Below are 24,208 nucleotides of genomic sequence, written 5' to 3' on the forward strand. Positions count from 1 at the left end.
TTTTTTAAAATATCAAAAATTATCATTTTAAACAGTTCCTACCAATATTATTAATTAGTTTAGAGAATAAAATATGATAAAATAAAACGAGAAAGGAACGATAATCATGGTAAATAAAGTATTAGTAATTTATGGAACGGTTAGTCCTAATGAAAAATCATATTCAAAAGCTTTAGCAGCTCGTTTTCTTAAATATTATCAAGCAGCAAATGCAAACGATGAAATTATTCATTTAGATTTAAACGAAACCCCAATGGCCCTTAAAACACTTACGCGTGATAATTTTGGCACTTATTTTAATGCAGAGGATGCTGATGTTTATATTAACCAATTAAAAGAAGTACAAAAAGTTATTGTTGTATGTCCAATGAACAACTTTAATGTTTCTGGATTAATGAAAAATTACTTAGATCATGTGTTAGTTGCAGATAAAACATTTTCATATAAATATGCAAAAAAAGGCAATGCAATCGGGTTATTGCCACATTTAAAAGTACAAATTTTAACAACCCAAGGAGCTCCTTTTGGTTGATATCCATGGGGAAATCACACCGAATATTTAAAAGGAACATGAGAATTTGTTGGTGCTACTGTTAATAAACCAATTCTTGTTGCAGGAACAAAAGTTACTCCAACCAATGTCCTAAGTCCAGATGAGTTAATTGACCAATATGATGAAGAAATTCAGAAAGTTGTTAAAACATTTTAATTAACAAAAATAATAAAAACTCAACAAATGTTGAGTTTTTATTTGCTTATTAATGTTTGTACTAATAAATTATGATAAACTTAATAAGTATATGATTTTAAAACTAATTTTAAAATAAATTACTTTAATTATTATTTATTAAATAATAATTAAAAACAATATTGAAAGAAAATCGAAATGAAAAGAATCGAATTTATTAATAATTTAAAAGAAATAATAAACTTAGAAGAACTATCAGACATTAAAAATTTTTATAATGAATTGTTTAATGGGTGGATGGGTTAAGATAAATTGGACAACAATAATGTAGAGTAAATATTTATAATCAAACTACAATGGAGGTGTAATTATGGCAAAGAATCATTATACTGATGAATTTAAGCAACAAATTGCTTTAATTTTGTAGAAAACTCTTGATATTTATAAAATATACCTAAAATTAGGTATATTTTATAAATATCAAGAGTTTTCTACAAAATTAAAGTCATCTGATAATTCATTACAAAAATTATGGTCGTATAAAAAATTATAGGGTAACTTATATAATTTAAGAAATTAGAACACTTTAAGCATTCCACTTACAATATTATTTTAAATCAAACTATTTTATTGTCAATATTTATCTCTTATATTTTTCATTTTTATTATTTTTACACACTGAAAAATAATTTTTATTTAACTTACACTTTTAAAATTAATGAATTAAAAACTAAATACTTAAATTTTGAACTTTAAGAACTTCAACTAAATTATTTTTATTAATTACAATATTTTTCATTTCTTTATTATTTTTCATATTTGTTTCACTATTAGTTTTAATCATTGAAGCAGTTAATAAATTATTAAAAGTTAATTTATTATAAATTTTACCTCCTCTTCCTTTAACACTTTTTGCTTTCGAAATATCACCTTCCATATGACAACCAATATTATTATTGGGGAGAATTTGATTACAAATACCTTTTTCATTATTTTTAATATATTTAATTGTTTTTAATAAATAACTTCGTTTATTTCCAACAATATATGGCAAAAGAGAATTTAATAAATCTAATAATTCATCATATTTACCATTATAAAAATAGTATTTTGCTACATTATATTTTATTTCTTGCATTTTATTTCTTTTTCGATATGATCATAAATGTTCAAATTTTTTAATTAAATGATACTTATCTAAACTTACATCAAGAATATTATTTTTAAATTCTTTCGCAATAGCATTAGCGATAGTTTCGATATAATTTGCACCATCACCTAGAACTAAAATCTTTGTATCTTTTTTAATATTATAACTATGCATTGCTTCAATAACTTTATTTGTAAATAGCTTAATATTAGTTAAATTTTTAATTTTATGTGGAATATTATTCATTTCAAAAACACCTTTTTTATTTTCAATTACTGGTCTTTTTTCAGTTGATTTTTCCTTATTGAACCCAGTATGTATACTAGAAATTAATATATGTTCTTTTAATTTTTCTTTGGTTTTATCATCTCGCATAGTTTGAAATGTACCATCCGCTTGAACATATATAGTATCTCCAGTAATATCTATTTTATTGCTTTGATTAATATGAATATAGTCAATTTTATCTAAATCAACATTTTTATAAATATTTGATATTGTCATATTACTAACTTTTGAATCTGTAACTGTATCTATAACATCACGATATCTTTTTCCATCCCCCATAAATGATAATATTTTTTCTCGCAATGAATTTTCTGTTCTTTGTCATTTTTTAATTCCCAAATATTCGTCTAACAAAAAAACATATACATTTCTTTTTAAAATTTCATCAAAATAATAATATCTTCTTCGTGGAATAGTTACACTGCATCTTTTTGTTATTATAGTTTTATTTCTTTTTTCTTTTATTTTATATTTTTGATATTCTGGATTTTCTTTTGTCATTTTAAACAATTTATCATCTGTTTCAATTAATTTTTTAGTAATATCTTCAACATATTTTTTATCATTTTCTTCTTCAGCATCTTTAAAAAAATCGATATTTGTAATCATTTAGCATTTCCACCTTCTAATTATTATCAAATAATACTCACACACTAACTCTACTTTAAATATTTGTCAAGGTTAGTAATAAAAAAACAAGATTAATAATAATCTTGTAATAGATAGGAGGGTGGCGATAGCTAAATATTATTAACTATCTTAATTTTTATTAAAACAAACGGCTATGGTTATCGCCGCCTATATCAAATTATATATGCTTTTTTTCTGTCATATTACTTACTTAATCTAGCAAGGATTTTGTATATATAGGTAATTAATACCCACTTTCGCAGGACTTTATGCCAACCAGTTTCAAGAAACTTTTTAATTTCCATTCAACAAATAGGACTACATCTTTGAATCTTGTTTTATATAGATACTGTCATTAAAATATAATGTCAAATAAATAATTAAAATAATCTACCGTTATTAAGTTTTTTAAACGCTATGGAGGTTAATATATAAATTAATGTTTTTTATTATTAGTATTAGATAAGGTTTTATTTATTTTTTTATTTTTAAATAAATATTTTTTTAATTCTTCTTTTTCTTCTTTATTTAATTTTAATTTATTTATCATTCAATCAAACCAACATGTTTCATCACAAAAATAAAAATTACTATCTTTTTGCATATTATTAATAAGGCTGTGTTTTTACAACTTTTACAAACTGCATACATAAAATAAACAACCCCTTATTTTAAATTAAATAAATAATGTTTAATCTTCACATTTTAATAAAATATTTAGAGAAAACCTACCACCCAAATTAATATCTTCATCTTTATATGCAGAAAATTCAACATTATTAATTTTAAGATTTTTAATATTGTTTTGATTTTCCAATAATGAAACTAAATCATTAGAATAATTTAGTGCTAAATTAAAATCTCCTTTATTTATAATCATATAAATATTTACATCTAAATTTGCACTATAAATTTTATTTTCTTGATAAGAAAAATTATTAATATTTTTTATTTCGATTAATAAATAATTTTTATTTTCAGAGAAAAGATAATTTTTTTCACCAAAAATAGAAACAGTAACATCGGTTATTTTTTCTTTAATTACTTTTTTCAAAATTTTTGTTGTTTCGTAAGATTTTAAAACAATGTTATTTATTTTTTAATGCCACCCTTCAAATTTAATTTTTTTTATTTTCTTTTTCTTTATTTTTAAGTTCAAAATATGAATCAATAAATTCAATTAACGCTATTATTATTGGATCTTCTAATTTTTTACAAATCTTATTAATTTCATTAATTCTGGTTTTACTTAAAGAACTAAAATCAATTTCTTGTTTTAAAAAAAATTCTTCTTTTCTTATATCTTGAAATTCATTAACTGTATCAACTAATTTTTTATTTTATTCTTTTGTATCTTCAAAATCAAGTTTATCAATTATTTCAGAAAGCCCCAACGCTTTAATTGCCAATTTATAACTTTTTTTATAAAGTTCTAAATATTTCTCTACTTTTTTATTTAAATCATTAGTATTTATTTTATTTAATGGCTTATTTTCAAAACTTTGATAATTTTTAACCATTTTTTCATGTTGTTTTTTAAACATTCTCTCTAAATTTTTTAAATTTTCTTTTCTATCCTCTTCACTATATTTTATATTTTCTGATTTTTCCATTTCTTTTAATGCTTGTTCTGCCATTCCTTTAAATTCGCATTTTCTACAAAAGAAAAATTCATTATAACCAGTCATATCTTTTTGTAAATCTCTCTTTTTACACATCTCACAAATTTGATACATCTTTTATTCCCACTTTCATTTAATTTAACTAAATATTACCATTTATTCTACACTTATGCACATTAGACTTGAATATATATATATATATATATATAATGTCAATAGAAATGGAAAAAAATTTCAAGGAAGAAAGGAAATAAATGATATGAAAAAACTTTTAGGATTATTAGGAATAATTATGATAACTGGAAATGCAATACCATCAGTTATTGCAACAGCACCCAATCGAAAACACATTATTAAAAAAAGACAAAATAATGAAAATATATCAACTACTCCAAAAGCACAAGATGAGCAACAATCTCAATTTTTAGCAAATTCAGATAGTAAAGTTGACATTATTGAAAAAGAAATTACTTTAAATGAAAATTATTCTGATAATATTCAAAAAATGTTACAAGAACTTATTGATGAAAACTATATTGATCCATTAAGAAGTATAAATATGGGTGGACTTATAAGTAAAGAGCTTGATAATAAAACAATTATTTCTAAATTAGAAGAACTAGAGCCAAAAATGGCTAATTGAATTAATTGAATTAAAAAACAACAAAATAACAAAGACAAAATATTAATATTAACATTAAAAAATAGTGATAATAAAGATATAAAATTAGTAATTAATTTAAATAATTTTTATTTATTGGGATTTATTAACAAAGATAAATATTTTTATTTTGATGACGAACTTTTAGAAAAAGTAAAAGAACATAATCAAAATGAAATTACTGAACTAGAAAAAATAAAAACTGATTTAGAAAAACTTAATAAATTAATAAAAGAAAAAAGCAGAGATAAAACCGAAAAAGAAAACTTAGAATGAGAAATTAAGGAAAAACTTAATAAATTAAAAGAATTAGATAAATTAAAAGAGCAAGTAAAACTTGAAAAAAATCCAGAAGAAATAAAAAAACTTGAAAAAAATATTAAAAATATTAACGAGTTAATCAAAGAACAAATTAATAAATCAAAATATTTGAATAAATTAAATAAAGAATTAATTGAAGCAAGAAAAGCAAAATTAAAAGAACAAATTAATGAAACAAATAAAAAAATAGAAAAATTAAAAAAAGAAATATTTATACCTATTCCTTCAATAAATTACAATAATGATAAAAAATATTTAGATAATAAAATTAAAAATTTACAAGGTGAAGGTTTAAAAACCGAGGAAATAAAAACTAAAACGCTAAATACAAAAGTAACAGAAAATTATAATTGTCAAAAGATTAATTTAAATTATACAGGAGCATATTCAGAAGATGGATTAGATGTTGTAATAAAAGAAAAAGACAAGCCAACTAGGGGAAAAGATATTATTATTTCGAAAGATACTTTAAATAATGCAATTGCAAATTTAGAAAATTATAATAATAAACAAAATGAAAACATTAAAAATGATTTAGTAAGACTGATTTTTATTACAAGTGAAGCCATGAGATTTCAATGTGATGAAAAAACTTTAAAAATTTTTGCAGAAATTAAAAATACCGATGAATTAAAAAAAATTATAATTGATAGTCAAAATATATTAAAAAATATTCAAGAAAAAATATTTAATAAAAATCAAACAATAAATTGAAATGATTATACCTCTCAATTACGGGGTGATTGAAAAAAATATTCAGAACAATTCAATAAATTTAGAATAGAAATTTGAAATGAATTAAATGAATTTAAAAAAATTCTTAATTTTATTAATGATTCAAAATATGAAATAAACGAATTTATAACAAAAATATTAGATGATAATAATGCAGAAAAATGAAATGAAATTTTAAAAATTGCACAAGAAACTAATTTAATTCAAAAAATAAATAAATACGATTTAGATAATAAACAAACTATTATTTTTTTGCTTAGTATAAAAAAAGATAATATTACTTGAAAAAAAAGATTAGATAAATTATTTCCATTAAAAAAATGAAAAGAAATAGAATTTGGTTATTTTAAACTTTTACACGTAACAATTTTACAACGCAATCTTGATTTAACTAAATTACTGATTAATATCGATGCTGTTACTGATGTTAATATTCAAGATAAAAATATTTTAAATCCTTTATATTTTGCAATAGAGACAGAAAACATTGAAATAATTAAATTATTGATTGATAATGGTGCTGATGTTAATCTTCGAGATAAAAATGATTTAACTCCTTTACATTTTGCAATAGAGACAGAAAACATTGAAATAATTAAATTATTAATTGATAATGGTGCTGACCCTAATTTTTTAGATTGTAATAATTCTTTTATTTCACCGTTACATTATGCAATTATAAAAAACAAAAAAGAAATGATTAAAGTGCTTTTAAAATCAAAAAAAATTAAAAACAATATTAATAACAAAAGTTATCTAAATATAGGATGTTTACATTGAGCAAGTTTAAATTTAAAAAATATAAATAATTTAGAAATAACAAAATTATTGATTGATAATGGTGCTGATGTTAATCTTCAAGATGAAAATGGCACAACTCCTATATACTATGCAATAAGTACAGACAACATTGAAATAGTTAAATTATTAATTGATAATGGTGCTGATGTTAAAAATATAAATAAGAATGGTTTAACCCCATTATACTATGCAATAATTTTAGACAAAAAAGAAATGGTTCAATTTTTAATTAATAATGGTGCTGATGTTAATCTTCGAGATAAAAATGGTTTAACTCCTTTACATTTTGCAATAGATGAAAATAATAAAGAAATGGTTCAATTTTTAATTAATAATGGTGCTGATGTTAATATTAAAATAACATCAACCGGTGCAACTATTTTACATTATGCAATTATAAAAAACAAAAAAGAAATGGTAAAGTTATTGATTAATAATGGTGCTGATGTTAATAAGGGTGTAGATAGTTTAATTCCTTTAAATTATGCAATAGGTGAAAAAAAAGAAATGATTCAATTATTGATTGATAATGGTGCTGATGTTAATCTTCAAGATGAAAATGGTTTAACTCCTTTATACTATGCAATAAACACAGAAAACATTGAAATAGTTAAATTATTACTTACAAATGGCGCTGATGTTAATAAAGGTGTAGAGGGTTTAACCCCCTTACTTTATTCAAAATATATGAAATATATAAAAATTGAAAACCTTTTAAAAGATTTTCAGAATTTAAAAAATAAAATAGAATTATTAAATGAACAATTAAAAAAGACAAAAATTAATGAACAAAAAACAAAAATTAATAACAGTTTAAAAGAATATCTAGTTAAATTAAAACAATTGTTAAAAATTGAATTATCAAATGTTATTACAAAAACTGAGTTAGGTGAAATAACAGATAATCAAAATGAAACTATTTTAAATCGCATAGCAGAATTAAACCTACAGGTAGATATTAGTCAAGTTAAAATACAAGAAAATAGTATTACTGATACTGCAGCAAGTATTGAATCAATTGATAAAATATATACTGATGATACAGTAAAAGTTACATTTACACTTGGTAAAAAACCAAGTAATATAAATGATACAAAAAAAATAATTACAGAAGATGAATATAAAAAACAAGGAGAACGCACGAAAGGAAGTTCAGTAGCTTCAAAAAAATCTAATAACAGTAATACAAATGCTGGCAGAAGTCAACCACAAGGCAGCAGCAGTAAAAGAGTGAGAGTTGGTGAACAAGCCGGAACTAGTGGCACACAAAACAAAAATACTAAAACAACAAATCAAAATAATTTATATGATGTACCATCAGATAATAGTTGTTTATTTTGATCTGTGGCGACAGCGTATTTATTGCCAGTAAGAAATAATAATGATAATCAAGAATTTGAAAACCGATTTATCCAGTTATTTGGTGAAGAAAATTTAAAATATTTGCAATTTATTCAAAAATTATTAAAGCAAGATAATTTAGAAAATAATAGCAATACTCAATTATGATATCAAGATAAAATAGCAAATAATTTAGTAACAAATGTATTTCGTAATCGCGTTGTTGATTATATCGAAGAAAATTTAGATACAGTTACAACTCATACTGGCCAATTAACATTTAGAAATCTTATTCAAGAAAATAATGAAGTTGCAAGCAATTATTTAGAAAGAATGAGAGAATCATCAACATGGGGTGGTACTCCAGAAATAATAGCAATGAGTAATATTTTAAATTCTAATATTAGTGTAAATAATGACAGTCCTTATCAACCAATTAATCAAAATTCAAGTAATACCATAAATATATTTCATGTTAACGGAAATCATTATAATTTTGATATCCCACATCAAATATCATCAACAAATAGTGAAATTGAATCTATAAATAACAACAACAAAACACAACAAGACTTAACGGATGCTGTTACAGAAAATAAATTAGGTAAAATATCAGATAACCAAGAACAGACGATTTTAAATCGTGCTAGAGAATTAAATCCTAATTTAAATATTGATAAAATTAATGTTACAGATATTAGATCAACAACCGCACTTATTGTTTCCAATGACGAAAATATTTATAGTGGTTGTGTAATAATTAGTTTTATAATTGCCACACAAAATAATCTAGAAAATATATCAAGTAATCAAGAACACACAATTAAAGAGAGCATTATAAATTCACAAGAAAAAATCGCAACAGTAATTTCAAATCAATCTGTTGGTGGCGGCACAGCAAGTGTACTTGTAAATAAACAAATAAGTACAAATATTGTAAATTCACAAACAACAGTTAAAAATGCAATAAATAAATATAACTCTCTTTCAAAAGAAGAAAAACAACAAAAATTAAATGAAATCAATCAACATTATCAAAACTTATCTGAAGATGATAAAAAAGTTTTTAAAGATAAATTAAGAGATGCTGGTTTGGGGCTTACTTCTACCGGAATTTCTGGTGCTGGAATTTTAGGGATTTCAAAAATGACCGGAATATCACCAATAAAAGGTTTATCAACTACTGCTAATTATATCAAAAATATTTTATCAACCACTCGTACTGTTGTTTCATCAGAAACAGGGGAAGCAGTAGAAATGACTCCACTTTTATCAGAAAGTACTGTAGCAGAAGGTTTAACAGCGGCTGAAACTTTATCAGTTACAGAAGGAGCCACAGTTGTTGCAACTGAAGGGGCAATTATTGGAGCAGAAGCTGGTACTGCCGCAGCATTAGCTCCCGAAACTTTAGGTTTATCATTAGTAATTGGGGGATTAGTAATTGCAGGAACTGCTATTCTTTGATGAATTAATTCTGATCATACAATAGTTAAACATGAATCGCATAATCAATATAATGAAATTGAAAAATACTATAAATTTTTAGCTCATGATCAACTAAAATTAGATATTAATATCAATGAATGAAATAAAATTAAACAAATTTATCAAGAAAATTCAAATAATTATCAAGAATTTAAAAATAAAATAAAATCAGAAATTAATAATTTTTATAAAGAAGATCATAGTGGTTGAGGCGGATCAATTATTGATGAAGATATTAATACTTTAATAAATATTCTTTATAATCATTTTCAAGAAATAAATAATCATTTTTCATCTAATTCTAATCACGGCTGGAAAATTGTTACAAATACAATTGGCAGTTATTTTATAATTGAGGAGGAATAGAAAAATGAAAAAAATATTAAGTATTTTAGGAATAATTAGTTTAATTACTAGTGGAAGTAGTAATTTAATTGCTTGTGTTAATAATGAAGCAGAAAAACCACCAGAAGGAAATAATTTAAAATTAGTATCAAACATTTTGGGAGAAGGAAATACTGAAAAATGATACTTTGGTATTTTTAAAAAAAATAATAAATGAAATATTATTAAATGAAAAGGTAATCAAGAATTTTTTTCATATTATTATGATAAAGTTTATCGTTGAGAAGGCGAAGGCGAACCAGATAATAATATAATTAAAATCAATGAACAAACAGGTGAAATTATAAAATGAAATTAGTTTTTGTTTAAATTTAAACCATTAATGAAATAGTTAATTAAATTTTTTAATTAACTATTTTTTGATTTTATAAAGAAATGTAAATTGTATTATACAGGTAGCGTTTGGGGGTTTATAATATTTAATTTTAAATCAAAGTTTATTTGATTTTTTTTTCTTTTTTTATAATTTTTTACATATATAATTCTGAACAGTACTCAAAAATAAAAATATTAATTTTTCAACTAAATAAATTGTTAAATTTGAATTTATAATTTATAAAATAAAATAAATAATATTTAAAAACACAAAATTATATTTATTTAACAATATTTTTAAATAGTGTATATCTATTTTATAATTTCACCTGTTTGTTCATTGATTTTAATTATATTATTATCTGGTTCGCCTTCGCCTTCTCAACGATAAACTTTATCATAATAATATGAAAAAAATTCTTGATTACCTTTTCATTTAATAATATTTCATTTATTATTTTTTTTAAAAATACCAAAGTATCATTTTTCAGTATTTCCTTCTCCCAAAATGTTTGATACTAATTTTAAATGCTCTCAAATATAAACTCTGCTGTTTTGAATATATGTTTCAAGTTCATTTAATTCTTGTGTTTTTCTATATTCTAAATTTGTTAAATAATTTTTAATATTTTTTAGTTGGTTTTGTTTTTCTTGTAATAGTTCTTTTTCTTCTTGGATTTTTTGGGTAATTGTTAGTGGTTTTGATAGGATGCGAGTTGATTCCATTAAAAGTGGTAATAAATATGTGCTTTCATCTTTGGTTTTAATTTCTCAACTATTATCTGGATTATATTTCTTTATAAAATTTATTAATGGGAATTCGTAAATACCATCATTTGGTTTTTGGATTAAATTATATTGTGTTAATTTTTCTTTTTTATTAATTAATTTAATTTCAACAGGATTACCAAATTCTTTTAATTTGCCATTTACTATTTTTGCTTCTTTATTTAAATCTACTTTAATTACAACATAATAGGTTTCATTATTTTCTATATCATTTCATTCAAAAAGATATTTTGTATCTTTTTCTAATTTAATAATACGGCCACAAACACTTAAATATAATTGCGGATTAAAAGTAAATTCAACAGTATCATCTGTTATTTTATATGTATATTTTAATTTTTCACTTTCATTTTGAATTAAAAAACCAGTTGAATTTTGGTATATAGTTTCGCCATTAGGTAAAATTGTTTTTGTTTGTTGTTTTAATAATAAATCGTATAATATTGCTTGGTCTTTTGCTAAAACAATATCGCCGTTATCAAATGTTATTTTTCTAATTCCCATTTATTTATTCCTCTATTTTTCATCATCATTTTTGATTATTGTTTCTATTTTTTCATCATCTAATTGATCACATTCTTTTTTAATTTTATCTTTTAATTTAATTAGTAATTTATTGAATTGTGCTAGTAATGCGGGGATTCCTAGCGTTAATCCGTGAATAGTTCAGTATAGTATTCTTAAAAAGAATAGTTTAATTTTTTTATTTTTCATTTTTCTTATCTCCTTGTTTATGTTTGATATTTATTTCATTGTTGTTTGATAATTTGTTGTTAAAATTAACAGTCATAATATCTAGTTTTGTTTCAATTCGCAAAATTGATAATTGAATTTCGCTTTTTAATTCGTTAAATTCTTTAATATAAATATTGTTTATATTTTGTATATTTGCTATTTCTTTGTTGATTGTTTTTAATTCACTTTTAATATTTTCATTTTCTTTTTGTAAATTAGCACTTTGTTCTTTAATATTTTTATTTTTCTTATTTAATAACACCGCAATAGTTCCAGTTCCTCCACCAGTTAATAATGATAATATAATTGCAATAATTTCAAGGACTTGTTCCATTAAATATTAAATCTCCTTTTAATATTAATAATTTTATTATTTATTCTCAATTCAACATCTCTTGCTTTTTGATCATTATTAGTAATTTCATTGTTTATTTTTTCGTATTTTTCTTTAATATCTTCAATTTTTTTAATATTTTTAATTAACTGGTCTGTTTCAATGTAATTTATTATTTCTTTAATATTTGTAATATTATTTGATGTTGCTTGATAACTGATTAATGCTATTTCATAAATGCCATTTTCTTTATTAATTAGATTGTCATTTTGTAAATTTGGGCTTGAGTCGTTATTGTATTTAATTTCTAAATTAACTAGGTCAGATTGTCCTAAATTAACTTTTATTATTACATATCCGTAATAAGTTTCATTTGGATTGCTGGGTTGAATTAATTCTATTTCTGTATTTTCTTCAATTTCTAATAGTCTGCCATAAATTAAAATATAGTTTTGATTAAAAGTTATTTTATTATTATTTTGCGTATAAAATACTTTTTCATTATTTTTAATAATTCCAACTTTATTTTCTACATTATTTGATAAAAAATAATTTTGTATGTTTGCGTCATCTACTGCTTCGATATTATGATTATTAAATGTTTTTCCTACGACTGCCAATTTTATTCACCTCATTTGGTCGTGTGTCATCATACCGTCATTAAAATATAATGTCAAATAAAAAAGACAATCAACAATGTCTATAAAATATATTTAATATTATTAAATTAAATATTCTTATGATAGCGAAAAATATTGAATAATAATTATAGTTTTATAATAAAAAACAATTACTTTATGTTTTAATGATTCTTATACACAATAATATTTTAGATTTAATTTAAAAATAAAGAAAATATTAAATAATAATTTCTAATTTTGAACATGTCCATAATTTTGTGTTTCAATATCGATAGTATTACAAAAGCTTAGGTTTTATAAAAATATAAATAAAAATAATTAGATAACTTTTTAAAGGTTGATTTATCGGTATTTTAAAGATATCTCTAAAATAAAAAATAATTTTTATACCAAAACCTAAACTTTTTTCTTACTACCAATATCTTATTATAAATTATAATTAAATTCACTTTGGTTAATTAATTACCGTATTTTTTATAAAAATTATAGTAAATCTAAAATAATTTTATAATTTAAACATTTTGATTTATTAATAAAATATTTTAAATATTCAATAAAGTTTTCTTTTTCTGGTAAAACAATTTCTGCTATTTTTTTGTAATATTTTTTTCTATATTGTTTTCCATTATAAATATTAATTAATTGCGAAATATAATTTAAAACAAAACGAGAAGGAAATTCATTTTGATTTAAAAAATAAATTTTTGTATGTAAAATTAAATGTTCTAATAAATTGCAATAAACTAAACGATCTGATTTTTGATAATTAAATGGGCTTTTTCTTGCAAATTCTGGCGTTGACAACATAATTGCCTTATCTTCATCAATATGATGAATACACAAACCAGCATTTCCTTTTTTGATTTTATTATTAATACTTTTCATTTCTGTAGTTAAAAAATAATCACCATTAACCTTACCATATTTTTTAATTAAATAATTTCAATATTCTTCATAACTTAATTTTAATATTTTTTTAATATCATAACATATTTCCATTAATTATTACCTCAAATTAATTATATAATAGACTTATTGCATTACTTATAAAATAATAAGAAATTTAAAAATGATACTGTAATTAATTAAAATTAAATATTTTTTGTTTTTAACATATCATCAAAATTAAGTCGTGCCTTTCCGAACACCAAATGAATGGTATTTTTGTTATTTTTAAATTGAATTGCGGATAATATTGTTTCATATTCTTTGTTATTAAAATATAGAATAAATTTATCGCCTAATTTTATTTTGTTTAAATCTAAAATATTTGTATTTTTATTAATATCAAATTCTATTGAATGTGAATATTTGCTTTGTTGTAATTCTTGTTTAGCATAATCAAATATATTAATTTTTTTATCCAATTTAGCAGTTTTATTTATAATTGGTAAAATTCTATTTTTAATATCTTTTTTATTTTTAATATTTTCAATATATTTTTTAACATCCTCTAAATTTTTTAATTCTGTTTGTGATTCTGTTATAAATTTCTTTAATTCTAAAAATTCATTTCAATTAAAAATGCTATATTTTGCTATTTCATTTAAATTATTTTCATTGTTTTGGTAAGAAATTATTATTATTTTTCCCAACACACCAGCATTATATATAAATTGAAAAACTTTTTCTTCATCCCAATGACCATATATGGAAAAAAGTCAATTTTCTATAGGCTTTTCTTTATTTTCTATTTTTATAAAATAAAATTCTTCATCATTTATTTTTGTAATTTTAGTACCAATTGGGGCATTTTTAATTAAATCTAATGTTATATTTTTTCCTTCAACTGTAAGTTCTATTGTTTCTGCAGAAATTTTACTATTTCAAATATTTCAAATTTTATTTAAATTTTCTAATTTTTTATTATTAATAATTTCATTATTTTTAAGTAAATACCAACTTTCTTTAAAGTTATTATTTTCATCATAAATATCTAATTTATTAATTGCTTGTTTATAAAAGTCATCTATTTTCAAATTATAAATATTATTAATGTTATCTTTTAAATAATATTTTTCGTTATTTGGTGAATTAAAAGTTATATTAATTTTTTTATTTTTAATATCTAATTCAAAAGATAAATAATTTCTTGTTTGGTTATAAATAATTTTATAAAAATCAAAAAAACTTATTTCTGATTGATTATCTTGTATAAATGTATATTTACTATTATTTGATTTATTAGTTCATATTAAGTTATTTTTTCAAAATTTTTTTAAAAAACTATCCTGATTAAAATAATTATAAAAAATTGTATTTAAGCTGTTCCAAGCAAGTTCATTTATACTATTTTTAACTAATATTTTAAAATCAAAAATACCAATTATTGGTTTACAACTAACTATGCAAGATTTATTTTCTTCAATATTTTCGATATTTGTTATTATTCCTAAATATATTTTTTGATTAATATCATTAGTTATATAAACATAATCACCAATAACGGCATTTATATTATTTTTATTTAATGTAAATTCTGAAATTTGTAAAACATAAATATCTTCATAAATATTATACTTTTCGACAATACTATTATCTTTAAAGTTTAAATTAATTTGTGAAAAAATATTAATATTAAGATAATTAGACTGATAAATATTCTTCATAGTATTTTATTTCTAAACTCCCTGCTAATTTTGATTTTGGTAAATCATTAAAGTATTTAATTTTATATTCTCCTATTGGTATTGTAAAGAATGTATTTAAATTAAAATCTTGTTTTTCGTAAATATTAATTTCTTGTTTAATTTTATTGTTTTTATCTTTAATAACTTTTATAATTTTTTGATTTTCGATAGTTGTATTAATAATAATTGCTTCATTTTCCTTAATTGTTTCATAAATTTTACATTCGCTAATTTCTTTATTATCTTTAAGAAGTTTTATATGTGGATTTATTGATGCACCATTTATGATTATTTCGCCTTTTGCTGGTAAATCACTATTATTTTTTATTTTCTTTGTTTGATCATAAATACTTGTGTATTTAAATGCTCCAAATTTATAATTATATTTTTTTCCGCCACTTGTATCAATAATTAATTCTCACTCAATTTGAATTTCTTTTTTTCAATTAGAAACTTGTTCTAAAATAAAATCAATTTCTAAATTATTGAATTGGTTTAATTCATTTTTACCGATATTTTTAATATATACATCACAATAATATTCATTATAGTTATTATTATATGTAACACCATAAATTAATTTTAATGATTCAGAGTTAGCAAGTTCATATTTTATTTTTTCAATAAAATCACGATATTTTTGATATGCGTTAGGGTTTATAAATAATAATTTTAAGGATAATTCATTTAATATTTTTTTATTTGATTCTAAAATAAAGTTATTTTTAACATTTAAAAAAGAATTATTAAAACCAATGCCAAGATTATTAAAAGAAAAGGTTAATATATCACTAGTATTTTGTAAGTCAATAATTTCATTATTACTTGTTTTTATTTTAAATGTTCTAACTATCATAAAATGTTAACTCCTATTTATTTTATTTCCTATTTGTCTAAGAATTTGATTTGTTGTTTCTTCAATATCCATATTATTTGAAATATTAAAATTATTATTAAATGTATTACTATTGTTTATATTTTTTGTATTAAGAGTTGATTGTTGTAATGCTGGTTTTTGAATTTCTGGTAATGATGGGATTTGAATATTTACTAATCCAAATGTTAAATATTTTAGCCCTGTTAATACTTTATTTATTAGTCATATAATACTATTTAAAATTTTAATTAAAAAATTAAATGGAGGTATTAAAAAATTTATAATTGCTTTTCCAATCTTAGCAAAAATAGATGCTAATCCATTAAATAATGTAAAAATTGGTTTTAAAATTGGCATTAATGCTTGAAATAAATTTTTAAGTAATTCAATAACTGGAATTAATAATTGTTTACAAATATTCCCTAATTCTTTTAATAATTCTTTAAATTCTTCATTTTGGACTAATAAAGGTACTAATAAAGCACCAATAATACTTATTCCCATTCCGATTGCACCCATTGAAGATGATAACCCCAAAAGGGCTGTTTTTAATAAATTAATAGTATTTATTAATAAACCTCCAATAGATACTAATTTTCCAAATATTAATACAGTTGGTGCCATAACTGTTAATATACCTAAAATTTTAAATATTAATTCTTTTTGGTTAACACTTAATGAATTAAAAATATCAGTTATTTTTTTAATTGAAGGTATTAAATTACTATCAATAAAATTAACAAACTTTTCAAAAATAGGGAATAAACCTATTGCTAATTCCATTTTTATTATTGATAGTTTTTGTGTTAATTCACTTCATTTATTACTTAATTCTGTCGATTTTTTAATATTTTCATTTGAAATTAATGTTAAATTTTCAAAATTATTAGTTAAATTTTTTATTTCCTCATTACTTTTTAATAATAACGGAGTAATTTTACTACCTAATTCATAACCAAAAATTTTAAAAATAAAGTTATTTTTTTCTGTTTCATTTGTTATTTTAGATAGTGCATTTTTTGTTTCTAAAAAAATAGTTTCAGTATTTTTTAATTCCCCACTAGTATTTTTAATATTAATTCCTAATTGTTGAAATGCATCAGTACTTTCATTAATAATGCCTTGTGACAATTCATAGGTTGTTTTATTTAGTTTTTGAAATAAAATTTCAATATTTTCAGTTTCTAAACCAATCTTTTTAGCAATAAATCTAAATTTTTGTAAATTATCAGTTGAAATATTAATTTTTTGTGCTGTTTTATTTAATTCTTCACCAAATAAAATCGTATCTTTTGTTATTTTTCCTAAAATAGTCTTAATACCAATTAACGGTATTGTAATATAAGCACTTAATTTTTTACCTATATCTGATAATTTGTTTCCAAATTTAATAAATTTATCGCCACTTATTTTAGATAGTTGTTTGTTAGTTTCTTTTAAGTCGCTATTAAACTTAATTATATTACGATCAATTCTATCAATAGTTAAATTTGTAAATTCAATTTCCCTTGGTATTGCATTAAATTTCTTTTCTAATTGAGACAATTCAACATTTAATTTTTTAATTTGTTTTTCATCTGTTGCATTTTTAAGTGCTATTTCAGTTTTTTTAATTTGATTTAAATATTCTTTTTGATTTTTTTGTAATTCATTTACTTTATTAATTAATTGTTGTTTTTGTTTTGTTATATTTTCAATATTTTTGTTATATTCAACAATTTTATTTCTTAAAATATCAATTTCTTTACCATTTTTAAATTTTAAATTAGCATCAAGATTAGCAAGTTTTCGATTTGAAAGATTAACAGTATCGGCTAATTTTTTGACTTCTGTATTTATATTTGATAAATTTGTACTAATTTCAAGATGCATTCCTTTGATTTGTTCTGCCATTAAATTTTAACCTCCAAAAAATATTTTATTTATTTTTTCTTGTGTTGGGTTTTTAGAAAAATTATTAACATCTTGATATCTTTCTGAATGTAAAGCTATAATATTTAAAAATTGTTTTAAGGTAAATAATTTTAAATCACTAACTAAATAACCGCATTCTTTAATTAAACAAATAAAAGTATTAGTTCAATTTTTATTTAAATTTTGATTAACTACTTTTTTTCATTAATATTATTATTTGAAATAAATACCTCTGCTATTAAATTATTTAATTTTGTTACAAATGCTTCATTCATAATTTCTGATAATGGGATACTTTGGAAAAATTCTTTATAATCTAAATTATTATCATAATTATATGCAAAAGAAAACAACATATCTAATAATTGTTTATATGAAAATTTTTCATTCTTCATTTTTTCAAAATCAGTAATTAAATCACTACCAGTTAATTGTTCATAAATTACTAAAAAATAAGCACTTGTATTAATATTTATATCAACATTCCCAATTTTAATTTTTTTGTTCATATTTAACTCCTTTAAATTCTTAAATATTTTTTAAGAATTTTTAATTTTAACATCAATCGTATTTGTTTGACCAGTAGCGTTGTTTTTACCTTCAATTTGAACTGCAACTGTTTTATCATTTGTAATATTAATTGGTCAGTCTTCACCTTTACTTTCAATAAAGTAATCAAAATCACTTTCAGTTAAAGAACTATTTACTGTTTTTACTGCTTTTAAAACAACATCTTTAAATTGTGATTTTAATTCTTCTGGTGTTGTACTTGCTGCGTTTGTAACATGAATGATTGGTTTCTCTATTTTATTAATTTTACTAATATTGATTTTAATTATTTCAGAATGTATTTCACTATTTTCTTTATATACTTCATTAAATCAACTATTAAAAATATTTTTATTAGTATTTTCACTAATATAACTTTTAATAATATTATCTTCTGCTCTGGGCAGGGCATTAAATTCAAATGAATAAGTATCTGCTTCAACATTTTCATTTTTTGTATTGTGTGTTTCATTAGACCTTTTTAAATTAACTCGATAAAGTCATATTCTTCGTTTTTCAGTGTCACCATCAATTTCAAAACCCAATGCCATTTCTTTTGGTTGAATATTTGATTTTTCAAATCTAATATTATTTTTATCTTTTATTAATCCAAAAATTTCTTCTAAAAATGTATCACTTGGTTTAATAATAGTTAATGTTCCAGTATAACCTTGATTAGAATGAGCAATATAATAGGGAATATTATCAGCATAAATAGTAGTTGTATTTTCAGCAATATTTAACGCTAAACTGGTAGCACCTTTAATTGCTTTTGGTGTTTCATAACTGATTTTATTATCTATTGTTTTAATAATTGCATAATGAACATTTGAAAGTCCAAACTCAATTAAATTATCTTTGTTCATATTTTTTTCTCCTTTTAATTAATTTCTTGTATTAATTAAATAAACTTCATATATTGTTATATAAATTTTTTCACTATTTAAATAATAATTTTGTATTTTTTTGAAAATGATTTTATTATTTTCTAATATTTGTTCTAATTCTTCTTCTAATAAAAAATTTCTTTCTTGTGTAAAAATTGATATTTGAATTACTTGTTTTTTCACATATGAAATATTATCTGCGTATAAAATACTTTGATCAGTAATATCATAGTATGTAATGTAATTTGATAAATTATTATCATCTATTTTACCAAAATTATAAAAAATAGGTATTTTTAAATAATTTTTAGAAATTAACCCGTTTATTAATTTTAAATTTTTTTGTATTGAGCAATTCATTTAATTTTAAACCCCATTTTTAATAATATTTTTTATATTTTCTATAAACTCATTAATATTGTTGTTATATGCGGGTCGCATAAACGGGCGTGCTATAATTTGTGTTCTAGACCAATAATGTCTTACACCAAATTCAATTAAGTGAACTATTTGATATTTTTTCTTTGCTCTTATGTAAGCAATTATTTCATCTTCATTTTCTTTAATTTCTAAAATAAAATAATTTCGTAAATGATTTTTATTGTTTTTGCTAATTGGAACTTTTTCTTTTATTTCTGCTAAAATTTTATTTCCAGTATTAATAACTTCATTTTTTATTTTATTTTGAATATCAAATGTATATTGTTGAATAGATGAAACCATTTCTGATGTTATATCTTTTAAAGAATTAAATTTTTTCTTCATTTTTTTATTCTCCAATATTATCTGTTAAAAATAATTCTAAGTAATCATTTTTAGGATCATATATTCTTTTAATAAAAAATTCTTTATTAGTTCCAAATAAATTTATTTCAACATAATTTTCGTTATTAAAATTGTGTTTATAAACAATAATTTTATGTTCCATTTTTAATGTTTCTTGGTTAGCAATAAAATAATCATTAATATGTGTAGATAATATTTCTCCAAAAATATTTTTTCGGTATTTTTCTTTTAAAATTGGGCGATTAATTTCATCTTTAATAGTTTGCTTAAAAATTAATATTATTTTGTCATTAAATTTTCTTTTATTCATTTTGCTCAATTTTTAAATTTTAATTGTCTAATATGCCAATAAAATAAATCTGGTAATTCATTAATTTCTCGACCAAAATTATGTTTACAATAAATACCTATGATATCTTTTATTTGTTCATCCTTATCAGAATTAATAACAATTATAGGAATGCCAGCAGTTAATAAAATTTCTTTTGCAGATAAAATTAATGTTTTAAGTTCTTTATCAAAACTTTTATCATTTTCTTCTAATCTCAACAATAATTTAATATAATTTAAAAATTCTGTTGTTGTTTCTACTGGCATAATAATTTATCTCCTTTTTACTCTCTTACCACATTAACAAATGCTCATTTTGCGACAGTATTTCCATCGGCAATGAATGTTGCTTTGTATGTGATTAAATCTTGATCAAATAAGAAGTCTGTTGATTTAGTAATGTTTAATTGTTTTTGAAAGTTTCATTTATATTGACTTAAATCCCCAAATGTTATAAATGTTGATTTTTCTGTTTCTGAATATTCTGGATATTCATCGCATAAAATAACATCATAACCAAAAATATTGTATTTTAATGTTTCATCACTTTTTGTGTGGTTTCAAATTGGTCTATCATTTTTATCTTTAATTGCTTGAATTTGTGTAAAGAAAGTAGATTTATTCATAATAAACTTAGCATTATTATGATAACCAGTTGGAAGTAAAGAAATAATTTTTTGAATTGTATCATAAGAAATATTTTTTTCAGTTGGTGCTAATTTATGTTTAAGAATATTAGTATTAGTAATTATTCCTTGTGGTTCAAGTTTTGCAGATCCTTGTCCTTTTGCAATAGCATATTCAATAGCATTTTGTACTTCTATTGCTAAACTATCAATAATAAACTTTTCAAAATTATCTATTGTCATTGCTTCTGCACTTTCTGAAATAGTTATCATTGTTCCTCATCTATATCCATTTAATTGGATTGATTCAAAATCAAGTTTTCCAGTTAATTTTTCACCTTCTTTGCTTCATTTTCCACCAACATTCTCATCTTTTTTAATAGCAAATTTTAAAAAACCATCAATATTTGAAACTGATACATTTTTAATTAAATCAGATGTACCTTGTAATTTTGCAATAATACTTTCTCATATTGTTGTTGGTACCAATGGTGAAGCATCTTGGTTTCCGTTTGAATTTGTTCCGATTTGTAAAAACTTAGTTTCTTGATTTGTTAATTTTTTGTGTTGTAATTTTTTTAATCAAGCATTTTTATATTCTTTTGATTTTAGAACATCGTCAGTATTTTGTAAAATACTTTTATTTTCATAATTATTATAATTATAAAAGTTTTCAATATTCCGAGATTTTTCTGGTTGTTCTGTTTGATTATCTTCAATAACTTCCTGTTCAATTTCATTTTTAATCATTTCTAAATGATTAAATTCTGTTGTAATTTCATTAATTTCTTTAACAAGTTCTTTAACTTTTTTTACATCTTCATCAGATACATCTGCTTTTGTTTCAATATCTTTTTTTAAAAAGTTTAATTCTTCTTTTTTTATTAGTTTTTGATTTCTTAATTCTTTTAATTTATCATTTAAATTTTTTGTCATTTTGTTATTTTCATCTCCTTGCAAAATTTCTTCTATTTCTAGATTTAATATTTCTTTTTGTAAAATATTAAAATTATTAGTATTTTTACTTTTAATTTCTTGCACCTCACTTTTTGGGTTTGCACCTAATGGAACTAATGAGACCTCATTTACTTCAACTTGTTTTAAGTATCTAACAATATTTCCTTTAATTTCCTTATCTTCTGTTTCTATTGTTGTATATCCTATGCTTAATTGCATCGGTCTATTGCTTTTTTGCATTTGTTTTGAAATTTCATATGCTTCTTTTCCAACCGTAATATTTGTATTAATTTGCATTTTAGCTCATAATCCATCTTTTTTGCTTTCTAAGTATGCGATTCCAATTGGATTTTTATGTTCATGACCCCATAATAATGGAACTGCTGGTGTATTTTTTATAGTTTCAATAAAACTATTTTCATCAGTAATGTCACCATGATAATCAACAACATTATATTTATTAGCAATTCCGATTATTTCTTTAATGCCATCGTCATTTGTTTGTATAATATTTTTTACTTTAAAATTAATTTTTTTATTAATCTCGTTATTAATTGTTTTGTTCACTTTTATCTCCTATATTTTTATTTTTAAGTTGTTCTCTTTCTTGCCAATCAGAATTTTTTGTCATTCCATAAATATCTAATCCCTCAACACTTTCATATCCCTCTTGATTTCTAACTTCATTTGGTGATAAAACACTATGCTCTAACATTTTTGCATAATATGCTGTTTTATCTTGTAAATTTCCCAATAATACTCGTTTTGCTGAAAATGATATATAGTTTCCTAATTCTAATTCTTTTTTGCTGAAAATTTTAAAACTAAATTCTTGTTCTCATTGTGTTAATAATGGTTGAATAACAGAACTAACATAACCTTGATATTGCTCTGGACTATATTTTCCATTAACAATTTCAGAAGCAACATTATAAAAGTTATAAATATTATTTCGATATTGCTCCATTTGTTCTTTATTTAAGTTAGAAATATTACAATCTACTTCTTGAAAATCTAGACCATTATCTAAAATGGCAAAACCGCGATATTTATTTTGTAAATTATTATCTACAAATTCTTTTAATTTTTCTTGTAATTGTTCTGGGGCAACTATATTATTAACTTTTAATATACCTTTTAAATTACCTGATTGTTTTAAATTATTAATTGAGGAATTAATCATTTCTTCTAGTAATTTTGTTGAATATTCTAATGATTTATTTGGAATTTCTCCAAATAATCCTTTATTATAAAATTTTCGTAAATGTATTAAATCGTCATATTGCAATATTAAATTTGTATTATTTAAATAAAATTTTATAAAATATTGATTATTTTTATCGAATAAAATTTCTAAAAAATCATACTCAATAGGAATTAAAGAATTAATTTTGTCATTTTCTCATTGAATATAAATAAAAGTATTTCCTTGTAAAAACAAATTAGTTGTTATTTTATAATAAAAATCATATGCACTCATTACTGAATTTGGTCTAACATTTAATAAATATTTTAAATTATATTTATTTGTAGTTTTAATATTTTCTTTTTCTACACATTGTGGTATCGCTTTTAACTGGGCAATATCACTCGCTATTCGATTAATTGTACTTTTAACAACATCAATTTCATAATTATTAGTAAAATTTGATAAAAAAGTTTTAAAGTCATGATTAATATACATAAAATTTTGTTTTTTGGATAAATTATT

Annotated in this window: 22 protein-coding genes; 3 read left to right on the forward strand and 19 right to left on the reverse strand. The window is 21.3% G+C overall.

Annotated features, from left to right (window positions below; translation table 4 throughout):
• Nucleotides 1-106: 106 nt before the first annotated feature.
• Complete coding sequence (locus AAHM76_RS04350) at nt 107-709, forward strand: FMN-dependent NADH-azoreductase (RefSeq protein ID WP_342255467.1); 603 nt, start codon at nt 107-109, stop codon at nt 707-709.
• Nucleotides 710-1,418: 709 nt separating this feature from the next.
• Here AAHM76_RS04350 and AAHM76_RS04355 read toward each other — a convergent pair.
• From AAHM76_RS04355 to AAHM76_RS04365, 3 genes are all read right to left on the reverse strand, one after another.
• The gene (locus AAHM76_RS04355; RefSeq protein ID WP_342255468.1) at nt 1,419-2,735 is read right to left on the reverse strand and encodes an Mbov_0401 family ICE element transposase-like protein; all 1,317 of its coding nucleotides are present in this window, start codon (nt 2,733-2,735) and stop codon (nt 1,419-1,421) included.
• 712 nt (nt 2,736-3,447) lie between these two features.
• Nucleotides 3,448-3,810 (reverse strand): hypothetical protein, encoded by a 363-nt coding sequence (locus AAHM76_RS04360; RefSeq protein ID WP_342255469.1) that lies wholly within the window; start codon nt 3,808-3,810, stop codon nt 3,448-3,450.
• Nucleotides 3,811-4,096: 286 nt separating this feature from the next.
• On the reverse strand, nt 4,097-4,492 hold the full coding sequence (locus AAHM76_RS04365) for a hypothetical protein (protein WP_342255470.1): 396 nt from the start codon (nt 4,490-4,492) through the stop codon (nt 4,097-4,099).
• Between the two features lie 145 nt (nt 4,493-4,637).
• Between AAHM76_RS04365 and AAHM76_RS04370 the strand changes: the two genes are divergently transcribed.
• The gene (locus AAHM76_RS04370) at nt 4,638-10,088 is read left to right on the forward strand and encodes an ankyrin repeat domain-containing protein (protein WP_342255471.1); all 5,451 of its coding nucleotides are present in this window, start codon (nt 4,638-4,640) and stop codon (nt 10,086-10,088) included.
• 4 nt (nt 10,089-10,092) lie between these two features.
• Nucleotides 10,093-10,425, forward strand: a complete 333-nt coding sequence (locus AAHM76_RS04375) for a lipoprotein (RefSeq protein ID WP_342255472.1) — start codon at nt 10,093-10,095, stop codon at nt 10,423-10,425.
• A gap of 329 nt (nt 10,426-10,754) precedes the next feature.
• On the opposite strand, the gene AAHM76_RS04380 is transcribed toward AAHM76_RS04375, so the two are convergent.
• The 16 genes from AAHM76_RS04380 to AAHM76_RS04455 all read right to left on the reverse strand — a co-directional run bounded on the left by AAHM76_RS04380 (nt 10,755) and on the right by AAHM76_RS04455 (nt 24,181).
• Nucleotides 10,755-11,735: a hypothetical protein gene (locus AAHM76_RS04380; protein ID WP_342255473.1), complete on the reverse strand. Its 981-nt coding sequence runs from the start codon at nt 11,733-11,735 to the stop codon at nt 10,755-10,757.
• Nucleotides 11,736-11,747: 12 nt separating this feature from the next.
• Nucleotides 11,748-11,945: a hypothetical protein gene (locus AAHM76_RS04385; RefSeq protein ID WP_342255474.1), complete on the reverse strand. Its 198-nt coding sequence runs from the start codon at nt 11,943-11,945 to the stop codon at nt 11,748-11,750.
• Nucleotides 11,935-12,300: a hypothetical protein gene (locus AAHM76_RS04390; protein ID WP_342255475.1), complete on the reverse strand. Its 366-nt coding sequence runs from the start codon at nt 12,298-12,300 to the stop codon at nt 11,935-11,937. The genes AAHM76_RS04385 and AAHM76_RS04390 overlap by 11 nt, the downstream gene beginning before the upstream one ends.
• Nucleotides 12,300-12,920 carry a hypothetical protein gene (locus AAHM76_RS04395; protein WP_342255476.1) on the reverse strand — a complete coding sequence of 207 codons (621 nt, stop codon included), beginning with the start codon at nt 12,918-12,920 and terminating at the stop codon, nt 12,300-12,302. The genes AAHM76_RS04390 and AAHM76_RS04395 overlap by 1 nt, the downstream gene beginning before the upstream one ends.
• Before the next feature lie 504 nt (nt 12,921-13,424).
• Nucleotides 13,425-13,940: a hypothetical protein gene (locus AAHM76_RS04400; protein ID WP_342255477.1), complete on the reverse strand. Its 516-nt coding sequence runs from the start codon at nt 13,938-13,940 to the stop codon at nt 13,425-13,427.
• 92 nt (nt 13,941-14,032) lie between these two features.
• Entirely contained in the window at nt 14,033-15,550 is a 1,518-nt protein-coding gene (locus tag AAHM76_RS04405) for a hypothetical protein (protein WP_342255478.1), read from the reverse strand.
• On the reverse strand, nt 15,528-16,427 hold the full coding sequence (locus AAHM76_RS04410; RefSeq protein WP_342255479.1) for a phage distal tail protein domain-containing protein: 900 nt from the start codon (nt 16,425-16,427) through the stop codon (nt 15,528-15,530). The genes AAHM76_RS04405 and AAHM76_RS04410 overlap by 23 nt, the downstream gene beginning before the upstream one ends.
• A 6-nt stretch (nt 16,428-16,433) precedes the next feature.
• Entirely contained in the window at nt 16,434-18,341 is a 1,908-nt protein-coding gene (locus AAHM76_RS04415) for a hypothetical protein (RefSeq protein WP_342255480.1), read from the reverse strand.
• Between the two features lie 212 nt (nt 18,342-18,553).
• Nucleotides 18,554-18,871: a hypothetical protein gene (locus AAHM76_RS04420; RefSeq protein WP_342255481.1), complete on the reverse strand. Its 318-nt coding sequence runs from the start codon at nt 18,869-18,871 to the stop codon at nt 18,554-18,556.
• A 30-nt stretch (nt 18,872-18,901) separates the two neighbouring features.
• On the reverse strand, nt 18,902-19,777 hold the full coding sequence (locus tag AAHM76_RS04425) for a major tail protein (RefSeq protein ID WP_342255482.1): 876 nt from the start codon (nt 19,775-19,777) through the stop codon (nt 18,902-18,904).
• Nucleotides 19,778-19,795: 18 nt separating this feature from the next.
• Complete coding sequence (locus AAHM76_RS04430; protein WP_342255483.1) at nt 19,796-20,158, reverse strand: hypothetical protein; 363 nt, start codon at nt 20,156-20,158, stop codon at nt 19,796-19,798.
• Nucleotides 20,159-20,164: 6 nt separating this feature from the next.
• On the reverse strand, nt 20,165-20,563 hold the full coding sequence (locus tag AAHM76_RS04435) for an HK97 gp10 family phage protein (RefSeq protein ID WP_342255484.1): 399 nt from the start codon (nt 20,561-20,563) through the stop codon (nt 20,165-20,167).
• Nucleotides 20,564-20,567: 4 nt separating this feature from the next.
• Nucleotides 20,568-20,894 (reverse strand): phage head closure protein, encoded by a 327-nt coding sequence (locus AAHM76_RS04440; protein WP_342255485.1) that lies wholly within the window; start codon nt 20,892-20,894, stop codon nt 20,568-20,570.
• Nucleotides 20,864-21,181 (reverse strand): phage head-tail connector protein, encoded by a 318-nt coding sequence (locus AAHM76_RS04445; protein WP_126821068.1) that lies wholly within the window; start codon nt 21,179-21,181, stop codon nt 20,864-20,866. The genes AAHM76_RS04440 and AAHM76_RS04445 overlap by 31 nt, the downstream gene beginning before the upstream one ends.
• A gap of 17 nt (nt 21,182-21,198) precedes the next feature.
• Nucleotides 21,199-23,064, reverse strand: coding sequence for a phage major capsid protein (locus tag AAHM76_RS04450; RefSeq protein ID WP_342255486.1), 1,866 nt, complete (start codon nt 23,062-23,064; stop codon nt 21,199-21,201).
• On the reverse strand, nt 23,048-24,181 hold the full coding sequence (locus tag AAHM76_RS04455; RefSeq protein WP_342255487.1) for a phage portal protein: 1,134 nt from the start codon (nt 24,179-24,181) through the stop codon (nt 23,048-23,050). The genes AAHM76_RS04450 and AAHM76_RS04455 overlap by 17 nt, the downstream gene beginning before the upstream one ends.
• Nucleotides 24,182-24,208 lie beyond the last annotated feature (27 nt).

This window comes from Spiroplasma endosymbiont of Poecilobothrus nobilitatus (genome assembly GCF_964030655.1).
In the GTDB taxonomy this organism is placed as follows: Bacteria; Bacillota_I; Bacilli_A; order Mycoplasmatales; family Mycoplasmataceae; genus Spiroplasma.